General features: G+C 35.7%; 14 protein-coding genes. All 14 read right to left on the bottom strand.

All coding sequences use genetic code 11. The features are described from left to right. Positions 1-185 precede the first annotated feature (185 nt). Positions 186-1,250, bottom strand: a complete 1,065-nt coding sequence (locus tag P2Q73_RS06520) for a nitric oxide synthase oxygenase (protein WP_056830276.1) — start codon at positions 1,248-1,250, stop codon at positions 186-188. A gap of 570 nt (positions 1,251-1,820) precedes the next feature. Continuing rightward, positions 1,821-2,528, bottom strand: a complete 708-nt coding sequence (locus P2Q73_RS06515) for an ABC transporter permease (protein WP_056829357.1) — start codon at positions 2,526-2,528, stop codon at positions 1,821-1,823. Next, positions 2,525-3,373: an ABC transporter ATP-binding protein gene (locus P2Q73_RS06510; RefSeq protein WP_275785044.1), complete on the bottom strand. Its 849-nt coding sequence runs from the start codon at positions 3,371-3,373 to the stop codon at positions 2,525-2,527. The genes P2Q73_RS06515 and P2Q73_RS06510 overlap by 4 nt, the downstream gene beginning before the upstream one ends. 117 nt (positions 3,374-3,490) lie before the next feature. Continuing rightward, positions 3,491-4,501, bottom strand: coding sequence for a LytTR family transcriptional regulator DNA-binding domain-containing protein (locus P2Q73_RS06505; protein WP_275785041.1), 1,011 nt, complete (start codon positions 4,499-4,501; stop codon positions 3,491-3,493). Between the two features lie 102 nt (positions 4,502-4,603). After that, positions 4,604-6,619, bottom strand: coding sequence for a TRAP transporter permease (locus P2Q73_RS06500; RefSeq protein ID WP_056829354.1), 2,016 nt, complete (start codon positions 6,617-6,619; stop codon positions 4,604-4,606). Beyond that, a complete protein-coding gene (locus P2Q73_RS06495; protein WP_056829353.1) occupies positions 6,609-7,118 on the bottom strand; it encodes a DUF1850 domain-containing protein in 510 nt (169 codons plus the stop codon). The genes P2Q73_RS06500 and P2Q73_RS06495 overlap by 11 nt, the downstream gene beginning before the upstream one ends. Positions 7,119-7,187: 69 nt before the next feature. Next, positions 7,188-8,180, bottom strand: coding sequence for a TAXI family TRAP transporter solute-binding subunit (locus P2Q73_RS06490; protein ID WP_056829351.1), 993 nt, complete (start codon positions 8,178-8,180; stop codon positions 7,188-7,190). 266 nt (positions 8,181-8,446) lie between these two features. Next, positions 8,447-8,881, bottom strand: a complete 435-nt coding sequence (locus tag P2Q73_RS06485) for a YlbF/YmcA family competence regulator (protein ID WP_053589909.1) — start codon at positions 8,879-8,881, stop codon at positions 8,447-8,449. Next, the gene (gene miaB, locus P2Q73_RS06480; protein ID WP_056829349.1) at positions 8,881-10,428 is read right to left on the bottom strand and encodes a tRNA (N6-isopentenyl adenosine(37)-C2)-methylthiotransferase MiaB; all 1,548 of its coding nucleotides are present in this window, start codon (positions 10,426-10,428) and stop codon (positions 8,881-8,883) included. Before miaB ends, P2Q73_RS06485 begins: the two co-directional genes overlap by 1 nt. A gap of 231 nt (positions 10,429-10,659) precedes the next feature. Continuing rightward, entirely contained in the window at positions 10,660-11,526 is an 867-nt protein-coding gene (locus tag P2Q73_RS06475) for a 2-oxoacid:ferredoxin oxidoreductase subunit beta (protein WP_053589911.1), read from the bottom strand. After that, positions 11,526-13,268, bottom strand: coding sequence for a 2-oxoacid:acceptor oxidoreductase subunit alpha (locus P2Q73_RS06470; protein ID WP_275785036.1), 1,743 nt, complete (start codon positions 13,266-13,268; stop codon positions 11,526-11,528). Before P2Q73_RS06470 ends, P2Q73_RS06475 begins: the two co-directional genes overlap by 1 nt. A gap of 283 nt (positions 13,269-13,551) precedes the next feature. Further along, on the bottom strand, positions 13,552-13,818 hold the full coding sequence (locus P2Q73_RS06465) for a stage V sporulation protein S (protein ID WP_053589913.1): 267 nt from the start codon (positions 13,816-13,818) through the stop codon (positions 13,552-13,554). Between the two features lie 84 nt (positions 13,819-13,902). Then, complete coding sequence (locus P2Q73_RS06460) at positions 13,903-14,700, bottom strand: TIGR00282 family metallophosphoesterase (RefSeq protein ID WP_053589914.1); 798 nt, start codon at positions 14,698-14,700, stop codon at positions 13,903-13,905. Positions 14,701-14,811: 111 nt separating this feature from the next. Then, positions 14,812-16,377 (bottom strand): ribonuclease Y, encoded by a 1,566-nt coding sequence (rny, locus tag P2Q73_RS06455; protein ID WP_156316784.1) that lies wholly within the window; start codon positions 16,375-16,377, stop codon positions 14,812-14,814. Between the last annotated feature and the right edge of the window lie 136 nt (positions 16,378-16,513).

The following is a 16,513-nucleotide window of genomic DNA, read 5'->3' as shown; positions in this document are numbered from 1 at the left end:
ATTCCTTTTTTAGTTGGCTTGAGTATTTATAATGATGGAATTTTGAAAAGCTTTATAGTAAATGTTTCAGATACTTATGAGTAGGTTTACGAATGTGCACTTGACACACGCTACGCATCAGCCTCCGCAGGATGATTCGCATTGCATTACAATAAGCAAAGAATAATTTTAACCATACGTTTAATTTAGTAAGGAGGGCTTTGATAAAAATAATTAGGGGTCTTTTTATCATTAGAAAAGGTTTTATGAAAAATATGTGTTGTTGCTGGTGAAACAGGAGGAATTAACCAAGTCCAGTTCCCCGTTACATCACGACCTGCATCCATTTCATTTGACTCGAAGCGCTTGAATTGCTGTGCTGCTGTATGGTGATCTACTATACTGATCCCATCCTCTTTATAGGAATATAATACAGCTGCATTCAATTCAACTAATGCACGATCCTTCCAAAGGGAAGCATTAGATTTAGTGTTTAATCCCATCCGTTCAGCAATGGCCGGAAGCATATTATAGCGATAATCATCTGCTAAATTTCGTGCCCCAATCTCAGTACCCATATACCATCCATTAAAAGGAGCTGCAGCATAGGTAATTCCCCCGACTTCCAACTTCATACTAGAGATTATAGGGACTGCATACCACTTCAATCGAAGCTCTTCAAACCATTTATATTCAGGATGACGAATGGAAACCTCTAAGATGTATTCTTTAGGAATCTCAAATAACTTTGGTTGATTATTTTTTATTTGAATGACTATAGGTAACACATCAAAATGACTGTAATCACCTTTCCAACCTAGGTTTTCACATACCTTTGTAAATGGAATTGAATCGGGATCACCAACAACTCCATCCGAGGTCTCATAACCAGCATATCGAATTAACTGATGGTTCCAAATACGAACATCTACAGAAGAAAAAACTGAAATGGTAGGTCTTATTCTTCCCTCATTTGATGCAAACTGAATATGCTCTAATAATGCTTGGAAAATTTCTTCTTCTGTTAGTAAATCTCTCTTATCCTTTACATTCAAGCTTTGCCAAAATAGACGCCCTATACATTTATTGCTATTACGCCATGCCATTTTAGCACCATATGTAATCTCATCTAATGTCTGTTCATAGCAGCCTTTTTTCAATATTTCTTTCTCTATTTCTCTTAAACGGGCTTGTTTTTTTTCATTAGATTGTCCTATTTCATCGTAATACGTATTAATAAAATCTTTCGCTTCTTTTAACACGTCATTCATCCCTTCCACTGTTCCTTACCATCATAAAAGAAACTGTTGAGTACAAACAAGTCCTTAGGTTTATAAAGTTGTGAGGGAATTATGACAGAAAAATAATATAAAAGTAATTTATTTATTTTGGGCTTGTTGATTTCCGTTCAAGGCGGACGCGTTTCGCCGGTAGTTTTTATCACTTACATTATTTATTATTTTTGAAAATCGTTGAAAAAGGCGACACTCCTGCAGGAATAGCGTTAGCCGAAGACCCCACAGTTGAGGGGAAGGCAATATAAGTTCGCCGCATCCTGCTCCTGCTCAATGCTCGTCGCAAAAGAACTTTTGCGGCAACGATTGCATGATCAACATCGTGTTGGGCTAGGAGGCTAAGGCAACGCCCGCGGAAAGGGAGCCGTTTCAACGATTTTCTTATTCGCAACGATTGCATGACCAAAATCTTATTTGCCCAAGCGGTTCGGCGCACGCGATCGGTAAGCTTCGGAAAACCTGATCTATTCAATATAGAAATAATTTCCGGTTTATCTACAGTCTGAATATAAAAGGAATTTATATATAAATTCCTTCTATATTTTTTTAATCTACCATTCGTTTTCTATACACAATTACTGTTAACACTATAAATAGTACTGCCCATACGCTAATAATTCCTAAATTAGAAAGTACGTCAGAAAATTTTGCTCCTTCTTCTACCAAAGTAGCTAGCTCAATAAGTTGAACGCTTGGCATGTATTCTGCAAGTTTTAATATTGGATATTTTTCAGCCCATACCGTAACAAAGGACCCCAAACTAAAAATACCAATGACAGGAAGTACTAAAACAGAAGATTCCATAACTGATTTTGCAATAAGTCCTAAAAGTGTGCCAACCGCAATATAAAATACAGCAGATATAATAATAGCTAATGCAACAAGTGTAATATTTGTCGGATTATATTCGGATAAAAAGGCACTAAAGAAAATAATAACGATCGTTAAAACAAAAGATAATAAACTTTTACCACCAAGAATTTCTAATGTGCTAGCAGGAGATAGCATTAAACTGCGTAGCGTATTTTTTTCTTTCTCTTCTGCTATTAAACAACATTGCACATAAGTTCCAACCATTGCAAATGTCATGTTAATACTCAAAAAGTGTGCTTGAATTGTGTCTAATCCCATACGGCCGTAAATAGCGGCCATGAATAGTGGTAAGAAAATAACAATTGATACTGCCAAATTTCTTGAAAAATCTTTAAAATCCTTTTGAAAAATAGCATTTATACGTTTCCATGAAAAGATCATACTAATTCTCCCCCTGTTACATTTACAAATATATCCCCTAAAGTAGGTTCATTTGAATGAACTGTCACCACTCTGTTTTCTTTCATTAAATGATACATTTCTTCCGCACCTGCTGCATTTTTTGGAAGAACTAGTTTCTCATCATTCGTCAATTCCAATGTTAAAGTATCATCTGCAAATCGTTTTTTTAACTTGCTTGGTTGATCCATTAGCTGGATTTGTCCCTTATTTAGAAAAGCAACACGATTACACAATGTGTCTGCTTCTTGCATATCATGTGTTGTTAAAAATATAGTTGTCCCTCTTTTATTTAACTCCCTTAATCCATTGTAAATATGGAGAGTGTTCACTGGATCTAAAGCAGACGTCGGCTCGTCTAAAAATAATAACTCTGGTTCATGAAGGATGGCTCTTGCTAAAATAACACGTTGTGCCATACCTTTGGATAAGGAAGATACTTTCTTTTTACGTTCCTCTTTTAGATTTACAAAGGCAAGCGCCTCATCAACTCTTCTGATTGGAAGATCGTAAAGTTGGCAATATAATTTTAAATTCTCATATATAGTTAGTCGACCATACAACCCACTATTATCAGTTAGAACCCCAAAACGCTTCCGAGCAGTCGGAGTATTTAGAGTAGATACATTCTCCCCAAAAACAAGTGCTTTTCCTTCGGTTGGCTCTAACTGACCAGTTAAAATTTTGATCGTCGTCGTTTTCCCTGATCCACTTGGTCCAAGAAAGCCAAAAATTTCTCCTTTTTTCACATAAAAATTGACATCTTCAAGTGCTTTAAAATTAGAAAATATTTTTGCTAATCCTTTTACTTCAATTGCATTTTCCATAATCATCCTCCTAATTGTTGGCTGAACATTTCGTATGTACACCCTTAGATTAAGAGATTTACTGTATGAAAACATCTTATTTATGGTGAAAGGAGTCATTTTAGGGTTGAATGGAGCTTATTTTAAGCCCAACATTCCTTTTAAATCCGCCATTTTCGATTTTGATAATGGAACAGACGATTTATTCTGATCTTCTAGTACAAGGCTATAACTATTTCTTGTCCATGTGATGACTTCGCGAACTTTTTGTAGATTCACTATATAGGAACGATGACATCTAAAAAAACCAAAAGGAAGTAGTCGATCTTCTAATTCATTTAATGTAAAACTACAAGGAAAATTTTCTCCTTTTATATGTAAAAATGTTTGCCCTTCTGTACTTTCAATATAATCAATTTCAGGAGGATCAAATAATACAATTTTTTCATTTACTTTCGTCGGGATTTTTTCAAACCGAATAGGTTGGGTAATTTTATCTTCTACATTATCATTAACCTCCGAAAAATCTTCATCTGGATTTTCTTCTTCGGTTTGTAATAGATGGATTCCTTTATCATCTAATCGAAAAATTTTATCGGCAAATGTAACGGCGCTTTCAATTAAACCAGTCAAAATTAATATAGTTTTTTGAGCTGTTCTTAGTTGTTTTAGAACGTTAGTAAATATACGCTTAGATTCCACATCTAAATTTTGATCGAGTTCTTCCATTATGTAAATTTCAGGATCCTGAATAAGTAGGTTTGCTAACTGCACACGTTTTTTTTCAGAGTATGTAAGTTGTTTTAATTTTTTATTTATTTTCGAATCAAGTTGAACTAAACGAACTATATCTTCTATAATCACTTCTGATTTGTATAACTGTCTGTAAAATTTTAATGACTCTTTAACAGTTAGACGTTCGTATACTCCATCAATAAGAAAGAAAAATCCTAATGCTTCATTTGGATTATGTTGAATTTCTCCATTAGATAACAATGTCTTTCTTAATAGAATATCAATAAGCTGTTCACGAACGTTCACACTCGTACATAATGCAACAACCTCACCTGGAACTGTCGTTAAATCAAATGCAGGAAAGACAACAGAATCATATATCTGTTTCTCGGCTTGTAAAAAGTTAAGGGACATTGTAAAACCTCTATTCTATGAATCTTTTTCTTATTATACCAGTAAAAGTATTTTATAATATTTAAAAATAAAACACGAACCTCAGAGGTTCGTGTTTTATATTTATAATGCAATTGCTTGTTTATCCTTATTTTTCTCACGCGTAACTAATTGTATTGCTAGTAAAATCCCAAATACAACTAATCCTACGATATCAGAAATACTTTCTGGATATATTAACAATAAACCTGAGCCTACTGCAAATATTCTCTCAATCCAAGTCACTTTTCGATACCAATAACCAATCATCCCTGCTCCAATTGCAATCATTCCAATTATTGCGGTAAAGAATACCCAAATTATTTCCCAAAATGTTGTATCAATCATTAATAAGGTTGGTGAAAATACAATCATATACGGAATAATAAAAGCAGCTATAGCAAGTTTTGAGGCCTGCACACCCGTTTTAATAGGATCTCCACCCGAAATACCTGAGGCAGCAAAGGCGGCAAGCGCTACTGGAGGGGTTATATCCGCGATAATTCCGAAATAGAAAACGAAAAAATGTGCTGATAATAAGACAACAATTGGTACTGCACTCTGTGGTACGTCTGGTGCTAATAATGCGATTATTGCTGGTGCAGCAATAGTTGATGTAATGACATAGTTTGCCGTTGTAGGAGCACCCATTCCCAGAATAAGGGAAGCGATCATTACAAAGAACAAAGTTAACATAATACTTCCGCCTGCAAGTTTAACTAGGCTCGTTGCTAAGCTTAAACCTAAACCAGTCTTCACTACAACTCCTACTATAATTCCTGCACATGCAGTTGCAGCAACTACACCTAGAGCAGTTCGTGCTCCATCTACTAAAGCATCCAAGATTTCAAGCGGTCCAAGACGAGTATCCTTGTTGATTAAACCAACTATGATGCAGGCCAAAATTCCATATAAAGCAGAGTGGATAACTGGAACTCCTACCATCATAAGAATAATGATTAGGAAAATCGGTGAAATTAAATAGATCTTTTTTAATATCTCTTTCCGATCCGGCATTTGTTCATCTGTTAAACCTTTAAGACCTAATCTTTTTGCTTCAAAATGTGTCATTATCCAAATTCCAGTAAAATACAGTATTGCAGGAATAGCAGCAGCTTTTGCAATATCCCAATATGTTATACCACGTCCGATAAATTCAACCATCAAGAACGCGGCAGCACCCATAATTGGAGGCATTAGCTGTCCACCAGTTGAAGAGGATGCTTCTACTGCCCCTGCAAAATCCTTTTTATAACCAAGCGATTTCATCATTGGAATTGTATAAGCTCCTGAAGTAACTACGTTTGCTACAGAGCTACCAGATATCATTCCTTGCAAAGCAGAAGAGAAAATTGCTACTTTTGCTGGACCACCGATTAACTTTCCGGCTACAGCAACGGATAAATCATTAAAGTATTGTCCTACTCCAGTTTTCACTAAAAACGCACCAAATAATAAGAATGCGAAAATATAGGTAGAAGAAACTGCTAGTGGCGTACCTAATATCCCATCCGTCGTAAAGAACATTAAATTTACAATGTTCTCAATACTTTGCCCACGATGTGCCATAAATGCAGGGAAATAAGGACCTAAATATGCATACACTAGAAACAATCCTGCGATAATTGTGATAGGTAAACCTACTGCACGTCTTGCTGCTTCTAATACTAGGACTATTGCAAGAAGTCCAACGTAAAAGTCAATCCCTTCAAATTGTCCTAAACTCTGAACGAGGCGGTTATAATGAATCGTCCAGTAACTTCCTACTAAAATAGCACCTGCTCCAAGTATAAAATCGTAAAATGGAATTTTAGTTTTCGATAATTTACGACGTGCAGGAAACAGTAAGAATACAAATAATAAACCAAATCCTAAATGGACTGTTCGTTGAATTTGTGCTGGGAACTGACCGAAAATAGCCGTGTATAGCTGAAATAAAGAAAATGCCATTAAACCAAAATAAATGACATATTTTAATATTCCACTTAAAGTACGGGTATTAGATTCTAAATCGTATTTTTCTAAAATGGCCTGCTGATCTTCGACAGACAACTCTTCAAACTGGTTGTTTGGAGATTTTGGGTTCTTCTTATCGTCCATTCAGTCTGACTCCTTTCATTTTTTCAACTAATGATATTTTTTTCACTTCAAATAAATATGACTTTCCTCTAACGAGATTCGTTTTTAAATCAAACATCTTATTTTCATATTTAAAACTTAATGGGTAGTCAACATCACCAATATATAAGGTGAAGTTTTGTAAGTCTGCATCATCATATTGAAGCGTATAAATTCCATCCTGATAGTTTAACTTTTGGCCTTCCTCTGCATAACTGGGCATACCAATCGCAACGTCACTATATTTCATTGACATTAAACGAATTTTGTTTGTATCTTCTACTCTATAACTCTCAATAACATCAGTCAGATGAATAGAATGAGTAAAAATAATTTGAAAGTCTTTCTCTTCACTTATTGGTATGTAATGGAGAACAGGGTTCTCGTTTCTTGTTTCCGTAAAGACAAACACGGTCCACATTGGAATAAATAATAAACTTATAAGCATTATGATTAAACAAGTTGCTATTATTTTTTTCATGAAGCGAACCCCATTTAATGAGTAAAGAGGCACGAAGCTATTCGCAACAGAGCCTCTTTCTCCTGATTATTACTTGTTTACTTCATCAAAATATTTTTGCGCGCCTGGGTGAATTTCAATACCAATACCATCTAAGCCAGTTTCAGCTTTTATAAATTCCCCTTTTGCATGACTTATTTTTTCTGTGTTATCGTAAATTGCTTTTGTAATTTCATATACTAAATCTTCTGGAAGTTCTTTTTTAACAGCTAGCATCGCAAGTACAGAAACTGCTGGAACTTCTGCTTCTAATCCATAAGTTCCCGCTGGAATCTTATCTTTTGCATAATATGGATATTTCTTGATCAATGCATCGGCCTTTTCTTCACTTACTGGAATGATTGTTACTTTATTAGTTGCGTTTAACGCTTCAACAGCACCAGTTGGATAACCTGCTGTAATAAATGCAGCGTCAATTTGTCCAGATTGAATACCATCTGTTGACTCACCGAAATCTAAGTTTTGTGCTTCGATGTCATCCATTGTTAAACCATGAATTTCTAACAATTGTTCTGCGTTTGCATAAGTACCAGAACCTGGAGCACCAACAGAAACTTTTTTACCTTTTAAGTCATCGTATGAAGTAATACCTGAATCAGCCAAAGTTACTAGTTGAATTGTTTCAGGGTAAAGTGCACCTAGTGCAGAAACACTATCTGTTTTTTTACCTTCAAACATTAATGTACCTTCGGTTCCGTAGAATGCAATGTCCGTTTGAACAAAAGCAATATCACCTTCACCATTTTGTAACGCTGTCATGTTTGCAGCGGATGCTTGAGAAACTTCTGCCGTTGTTTTAATATCTGTTTCTGTAGAAATTAACTCAGCAAATGTACCACCAAGAGGATAATACGTCCCTTGTGTTCCGCCAGTTAATAGACTCAAAAATTTAACATCTTCTTTTGTTTTACCAGATTCTTCTCCAGACCCGCTTTCAGAACCATTCTCAGTTGAGCCACAAGCTGATAATATAAATAATGCTATAATACTTAAGATTGCTACCCATTTGAATTGCTTTTTCATCAATTCAATTCCTCCCTTTTCTATATATTATTCCCCAAGTACATTATAATTTTACCATAATTATTCGAATTGCCAACCTATTATATTTATTCACTATTATCACCCTAATATAAATACTAAGTTATATTAAATTCTATAAAAAATAATAGATTTTTTTGTTTTTTTATAGAAATTCCAGCCAAATATATTAATATATATTCATTTTTCCACAAAAAAAACATACATAAATCTTATAAAGATTCATGTATGTCCTTTTATAGTATATTTTATGAGCAGCTACCTGGTGTTGAGTTTCTTACTTGAGATCCCGTTTCCCCTCTTAGTAAGTCGCCTTCGGTTGCTTCAATAATTTGATTTGTAACATTGTTAGAGATTGAGTTAGCTACTAACTGAAGAAGACTGTTAACATCTCCTTGTGATTGCTTAAACTCTTGAACAATAGGAATTTCATCAATTTCAGCTTCAATTGCTTCAATTTTTCCTTCAATCATTTTTAGAGCCTTTTCTTTTCCTAAATGTTGAAAGTTTACTGCTTGTTTTTGTAAACTTTTAAGACTGGCAATTTTTTCACGAACTTGCTGGTTTTCATTGATTTGTGCTTCCGCTCTTTTGAAGAAATCTACTTCTTCTGTGTTGGCAATCATGTTAGCTATTTCTTTTGCTTTTTCAATGATTTCGTCTCTTGAATACTTTGTAGTCATTAAATTCCCACCTTTAGTTCATTTGGTACTTCAACTAATTCTCCAGTAAGTGACCATGTTTTTGCTTCCGTAATTTTAACTTGTACTAACTTACCAATAATTTCTTTTGGTCCTTTAAAGTTAACGAGTTTACTTTTTCTTGTATAACCTGCTAGTACATCAGGATTGTTTTTACTTTCTCCTTCTACTAACACTTCTACAATTTGTCCTTCATGCTTTTTCATAGCTTCCGCAGACATGTCATTTACTAGTTTATTTAAACGCTGCAATCGTTCTTTTTTCACTTCCATCGGTACATTATCAACCATTTTTGCAGCTGGAGTTCCTTCTCGAGGAGAATAAATATACGTATAAGCAATTTCAAATCCTACTTCTTTATATAAAGACATGGTCTCTTCAAATTGCTCATCTGTCTCATTCGGGAACCCTACAATAATATCTGTTGATAAAGATGCATTTGGAATCGCAGCTTTAATTTTTTGAACAAGTTCTAAATAATGCTCTCTTGAATATTTACGAGCCATAATTTTTAATATATCAGAAGAACCAGATTGAACTGGTAAATGAATATGTTCTACTAAGTTTCCGCCTTTAGCAAGTACTTCTATTAAATGGTCATCAAAATCTCTTGGATGGCTCGTCATGAATCGAATACGCGCTACATCGATTTTACGCAGATCATCCATTAAATCACCAAAACGGTAATCTAAATCTTCAAAGTCCTTTCCATAGGCATTTACGTTTTGACCTAATAATGTTACTTCTTTATATCCTTGTGCTGCAAGGTGTCTAATTTCTTGAATAATATCTTCTGGACGTCGACTACGCTCTTTTCCTCGTGTATAAGGCACGATACAATATGTACAGAATTTATCACAGCCATACATAATATTTACCCACGCTTTAATAGAACCTTTTCTTACTCTTGGCAGGTTTTCAATTACATCGCCTTCTTTTGACCAAACTTCTACTACCATTTCCTTTGATAGATAAGCCTCGTTTAAAATGTTAGGTAAACGATGAATATTATGTGTACCGAAAATCATATCTACTTGATGGTAGGTTTTCAATATTTTGTTGACTACTGATTCTTCTTGAGACATACATCCACAGACACCGATCAATACATCAGGATTGTTCTGCTTCAAATGTTTTAAGTGACCTAGTTCACCAAATACTTTATTTTCTGCATTTTCACGAATCGCACATGTATTAAGTAAGATTACATTTGCATCGTCCACAGAATCAGTTGGTTCATAGCCTAATTGCAGGAATATACCAGCCATTACTTCAGTATCATGTTCGTTCATTTGACAACCATAAGTGCGAATATAAAATTTGCGATTTTGACCCATCCCTCTAAATTCTTCAGCTATGGCAAAATCGTTATGGTAAGCAACTTCTTCCTTACCTCTTTTTTTTGCTTCTTTTAAGGAAGGTGGTGTATATACAGTTTGAAAATATTTACTATAATCCTTCTCGGATTTTTTGTCCGGAGAATTAGGTTCTTTGACTTGACTACTTAGTAATCGTGATTCTTCGTTCATGAGAACGCTCCTTTCTTTCATTCGTAAATAGCACGAATATCCATCCTATTATTATACTTAATAGCACTCCATTGCTACAAGGTATAAAGCTTAAAAGTTGTAAATTAGACACACCAATAGCACATACGTCTTAGTTATACTTGACCGGTATCGGTTCGGTTTCACGAAATCCAGTATAATCTGATGAAAACAGATAAAAAGACTACCGATTTATATCGGCAGTCTTCCATATCACATAAAATCTTGTAACAATGCGTTAAATTCTTGTTCACTCATTTTCAAGTTTTGATCAACAAGTGGAGTTTGTGCGTATCCAGGTGCTTGCTCTTGATAAGATGGAGCATTCTCATTTTGATAAATGATTCCTGTGACTAGCCCTTCCGTTTCCATTACGACTTTTAGTGCATCTTCTCTACTAGTATGATCATAACCTTCAACGTTAGAAAGCTTTGTTAAATGTTCTTTGAACCAATCATACGTATTTACTTTATTGTATGTTACACAAGGGCTAAATACGTTAATAAAAGAGAAACCTTTATGGTTAATACCAGCTTCAATGATTGCAGTTAACTCTTTAATATCTGACGAAAAACCTTGAGCAACAAATGTAGCCCCAGAAGTTAAAGCTAATTCAAGCGGTTTTAGTGAAGGTTCAATTGCTCCACCAGGTGTTGACTTAGTTTTAAATCCTTCCGCAGAACGTGGAGAAGTTTGCCCTTTTGTGAGACCGTAAATTTGGTTATCCATTACTACATATGTTAAATCAATATTACGTCGAATCGAGTGAATAGTATGGCCGATTCCGATAGCAAAACCATCACCGTCTCCACCAGAAGCAATGACGTGAAGATCCTTGTTCGCCATTTTTAAACCTTGAGCAATAGGAAGTGCTCTCCCATGAATACCATGAAAACCATAAGAGTGTATATATCCTGAAATTCGTCCAGAACAGCCAATACCTGATATTACGGCTAAATCATGGGGTTGAATGCCTACATTTGCTGCTGCACGTTGAATAGCTGCTTGAACAGAAAAGTCACCACATCCTGGGCACCAGTTTGGTTTTACATTATTACGAAAATCTTTAAATGTCACCATCAGTTAAGCAACTCCTTTACTTGTTTTTCAAGCTGTAGAGGTAAGAAAGGTGTTCCATCATACTTCGTTACAGGGATGACTTTATCATGCCCACCAACATTCATTTTTAAGATGTTTGCTAATTGGCCGGTAGCATTATTTTCAACTACAATTACTTTCTTTGCATTCGCAACAAGTGGCTGTACTTCATCAACTGGGAACGGGTGAATTAACCGAATATGGGCATGATTCACTTTTAACCCTTGCGCAATAAATGTTTGCTGTAATTCTTCTAGCACACCTCTTGTTGAGTTAAATCCAACAAATAAAATATCTGCCTCTTCATAAGGAGCACTTACATAGACAGGTTCATTAAAGTTAATATTTTTTAACTTTCCAAGACGTTTGTCCATTTGTGCTTTACGATTTGTAGCAGCTTCGGAAGGTTTTCCTGTTTCATCATGTTCTACGCCTGTTACATGGTGAATAGCATGTTCTGTACCTGGTAGAACTCGTGGTGAAATACCATCCTCTGTAACTTCAAAACGTTTGAAGTAAGCTTTATCCTCCGCCACAGGAATTTCTTCATTTTGAACTAATTTACCACGACGGATCTCAATTTTAGAATAATCAAATGGCTCAACAGTTTGTTTACCAAGTGAAAGTTGTAAATCGGATAAGATTATGACAGGGCATTGAAGTTCTTCTGCAATATTAAACGCTTGAATTGTATCAAAAAATGCTTCTTCCCCTGTACTTGGTGCTATAACCACTTTTGGTATTTCCCCATGTGTACCATAAATCATTTGCATTAAGTCAGACTGTTCTTGTTTTGTTGGAAGTCCTGTAGAAGGTCCTCCACGCTGAGTATCTACAATAACAAGTGGTTGCTCTGTCATACCAGATAGCCCGATTGCCTCCATCATTAAAGATAGCCCTGGTCCTGCTGATGCGGTAAATGCACGTACACCACCGTAGTTAGAACCTATAGCCATTGTTGCTGCGGCAATTTCGTCTTCTGTTTGAATAACTGCTCCACCAAATAGTGGTAGCTTTTTAATCATATATTCCATAATTTCAGATGCTGGTGTAATTGGATAAGCCGCCATGAAGCGTACTCCTGCTGCTAATGCTCCAAGTGCAATAGCATCATTTCCAATCATAAACATACGATGTTTCCCATCAGCTGCAACTAGTTCCCATTCCCCTAATCGGTCCCCTAATTGTTCTGCCATTATATCAAAACCTTGTTGAATAGCTTGCATATTTTTTTCTACTACTTCTGTTCCTTTTTTACCGAAAATCTCATCTACTACACCTTGGAACACTGCTTTATCTAAATTTAATAGTGCGGATGTTGCCCCAATTGCCACCATGTTTTTCATTAGGGAAGTACCAAGTTCAGCTGCAATCTCTGTAAATGGAACTATATACATAGGTGCCAAACAATCTTCAGGAGATACTGGAGAAAACTTAGAATCTGCTAAAATAATACTATTCTCTGTAAGTTCTTTGTAATTTACATCAATTGTTTCTTGATCGAATGCTACAAGTATATCTAAATCATCTGGTATTGTACGAACTTGCGTAGGTCGTACACAGATTTTATTATTCGTATGTCCACCTTTAATACGAGAAGAGAAATGACGATATCCGTAAAGGTAATATCCAAGGCGATTCATCGCCATTGAGAAAATTTCACCAGTACTTTCAATACCCTCTCCTTGCTGCCCGCCTACTTTCCAAGAAAGTTGTTGCAACATATAAACATCTCCTTACTATCTGGTTGAATGCTTTTTTCCTTCATTAGTTTATCATGAAGTAGTCATATTCACTATGTATTCAGTGTATTTTTAGTGAAATTCAGACCTTTGACGGAATTTCACCGTCACAATTTATTCAGAAAATCACTTATGTATAACATTTGCTCATAAGTAAAGCCGCTACAAATTATGTAGCGACTTTGTGGTATTTGACAATATCTATATTCAAAGAAAGCACCTCAAGCAAATTATGAACGCTTATCAGTTAATCAACACTTTGAATTTATTTTGTCTTTTTTTCTACCAATAACTTCAAAGCAGTTCGATCTTCACCTGAAATAATAATATCCGTGAAAGCAGGCGAACAAGTTAAATCAGTACCACTCGGTGCGACAAATCCTCTTGCTATGGCAATAGCTTTAATTGCCTGATTTAATGCACCAGCTCCTACTGCTTGCATTTCTGCATACCCTTGTTCTCTTATTACTGCTACTAAAGCACCTGCAACGGAATTTGGGTTTGAACGAGAAGATACTTTTAAAGAATCCACTATCATTTCTCCTTTTATCGCTAGATTATGAACTTGCTTTCGTCCATAATCTAACGTATGCATCGGAGTATTTTTTTAGACGCTTTAGCCTTTAAACGGATAGTCATCGTTTATATAAACACGCTCTTGATAAATTGCTTTCCCTGTAGCACTATCTACCTCTACAAAAAAGCCACTTAATACAGAACGCCCACTTTTTGGAACTTCAAAACGAGTTGGCATATTCGTTTGAAATCGATACAATACATCTTCTTTTTTCATACCTAGTACTTCATCGTATGGTCCAGTCATACCTACATCTGTAATATAAGCAGTACCTCCAGGCAGAATACGCGAATCAGCGGTTTGCACATGTGTATGTGTGCCTACGACAACTGATGCTTTTCCATCTAAATGCCAACCAAATGCAATTTTTTCACTAGTTGCCTCCGCGTGGAAATCCACGAAGATAATCGGAGATAATTTTTTTGCTTCTTCTACTAACTCCGTCGCTTTTTTAAATGGATCATCATGAGGAGGTAAGAAAGTTCTACCATGTATATTTATAACTGAAATAGTTTGCCCATTTTTAGTGATAGATGTCATTCCTTTACCTGGTGCTTCCTCTGAAAAGTTTGCAGGTCGAATTAAATAGTCAGTATCATCGATAAAGTCCATGATTTCTTTCTGATCCCATGTATGATTACCCATTGTTACGACATCAACACCCATGTGCAATAAGCCTTGGAATATATTTCTTGTGATCCCTCGACCCGCTGCAGCATTTTCACCGTTTGCAATTACTACGTCGGGATTATATTTTCTTTTAAGTCTTGGTAAATAACTTTCTAATGTATCTCTTCCTATAGATCCAACAATGTCACCAATAAATAATATTTTCAACTTCTACTTCCATCCTCTCTCACGAAAAAAAGGCTTCTTTTAGAAGCCTTTTTGTATTCGTAGTAAAACTCTATTATCAAACTGAATGAGAGCGTTTGTCAACAATTTGTACTATTTTGCGTATTCTACTGCTCTAGTTTCTCTGATGACAGTTACTTTAATATGTCCAGGGTAATCTAGTTCTTCTTCGATTCGTTTACGGATATCTCTTGCCAAACGATGAGCAGAAATGTCATCTATTTGATCTGGACGAACGATAATACGAATCTCTCTTCCAGCTTGAATAGCAAATGATTTTTCAACGCCATCGTAAGACTCTGAAATTTCTTCTAGTTTTTCTAAACGACGAATATAGTTTTCTAATGTCTCGCTTCTAGCACCAGGTCGTGCTGCGGATAATGCATCTGCAGCTGCAACCAATACCGCTATAACAGATGTTGCCTCCGTATCTCCATGATGAGAAGCAATACTATTAATAACTACTGGATGCTCTTTATATTTCGTTGCAAGTTCGACACCGATTTCAACATGACTTCCTTCAACTTCATGGTCAATAGCTTTTCCGATGTCGTGAAGTAAGCCTGCTCGTCTCGCTAGAGTTACATCTTCACCAAGTTCTGCTGCAAGTAAACCAGCTAAAAATGCTACTTCGGTTGAATGCTTTAATACGTTTTGCCCATAACTTGTACGATAGCGAAGTCGACCTAAAATTTTCATTAAATCTGGATGTAAATTATGAACACCTACATCAAATGTAGTCTGCTCACCGATTTCACGGATTTGTTCATCCACTTCTCTTCTTGATTTTTCTACCATTTCCTCAATACGTGCCGGATGAATACGACCATCTTGTACTAATTTTTCAAGTGCCAAGCGGGCAGTTTCTCTACGTATTGGATCAAATCCTGATAGAATAACAGCTTCTGGCGTATCATCAATAATCAAATCAATACCAGTTAAAGTTTCGAGCGTACGAATGTTTCTACCTTCACGACCAATGATACGACCTTTCATTTCATCGTTTGGTAAATTAACTACAGAAACGGTTGTTTCTGCAACATGATCGGCTGCAAAACGTTGTAATGCTAAAGAAAGAATTTCACGAGATTTTTTATCTGCTTCTTCTTTTGCTCGTGTTTCAGATTCCTTCGTCATTACAGCAATATCCGTAGCAAGCTCATTTTCTACTTCTTGAAGAATTATCGCTTTCGCTTCTTCACGTGTTAAAGTAGAGATTCTTTCGAGTTCGCTTTGTTGCTTATTCACTAGCTCGTCCACTTTACTTTCTTTCTGTTCGATATGCTGTTGTCTTTCGGTTAGAGCATCTTCTTTACGCTCAAGACCTACTTCTCTCTTGTTTAGAGCATCATCCTTACGATCAAGATTCTCTTCTCTTTGTAATAACCGATTTTCCTGTTTTTGCAGTTCCATTCGGCGTTCACGGATGTCAGATTCTGCTTCAATTCGTAATTGGTGAGTTTCATCTTTGGCTTCTAATAGTGCTTCTTTTTTTAATGCTTCCGCTTCTCGCTTTGCTTCATCTAAGATGAGTGCAGAAGATTGTTTTGCACCAGTCACTTTTGAATCGTTCACTTTTTTCAGATAAATATAACCAACAACGGCACCGACGAACAGACCAAGCAAAGCGGAGATGATAATTTCCAATAATAATGGCATTCGAACACCCCCTATTTGCTATTCTTTTTAAGTTTCAGTCGGCACAAATATGCAAATGCATATTGCCTATTTCATCATAGTATTAGTAAAGAAATTATACAATTTTAATTGTATAGATGTAGAAATACTCTGTCAA

The sequence above is a fragment of the Bacillus sp. Cr_A10 genome, from assembly GCF_029222665.1.
GTDB lineage: Bacteria > Bacillota > Bacilli > Bacillales_A > Planococcaceae > Psychrobacillus.
Note: the sequence above shows the minus strand (reverse complement) of the source record. Positions and strands in the feature narration are given on the sequence as shown.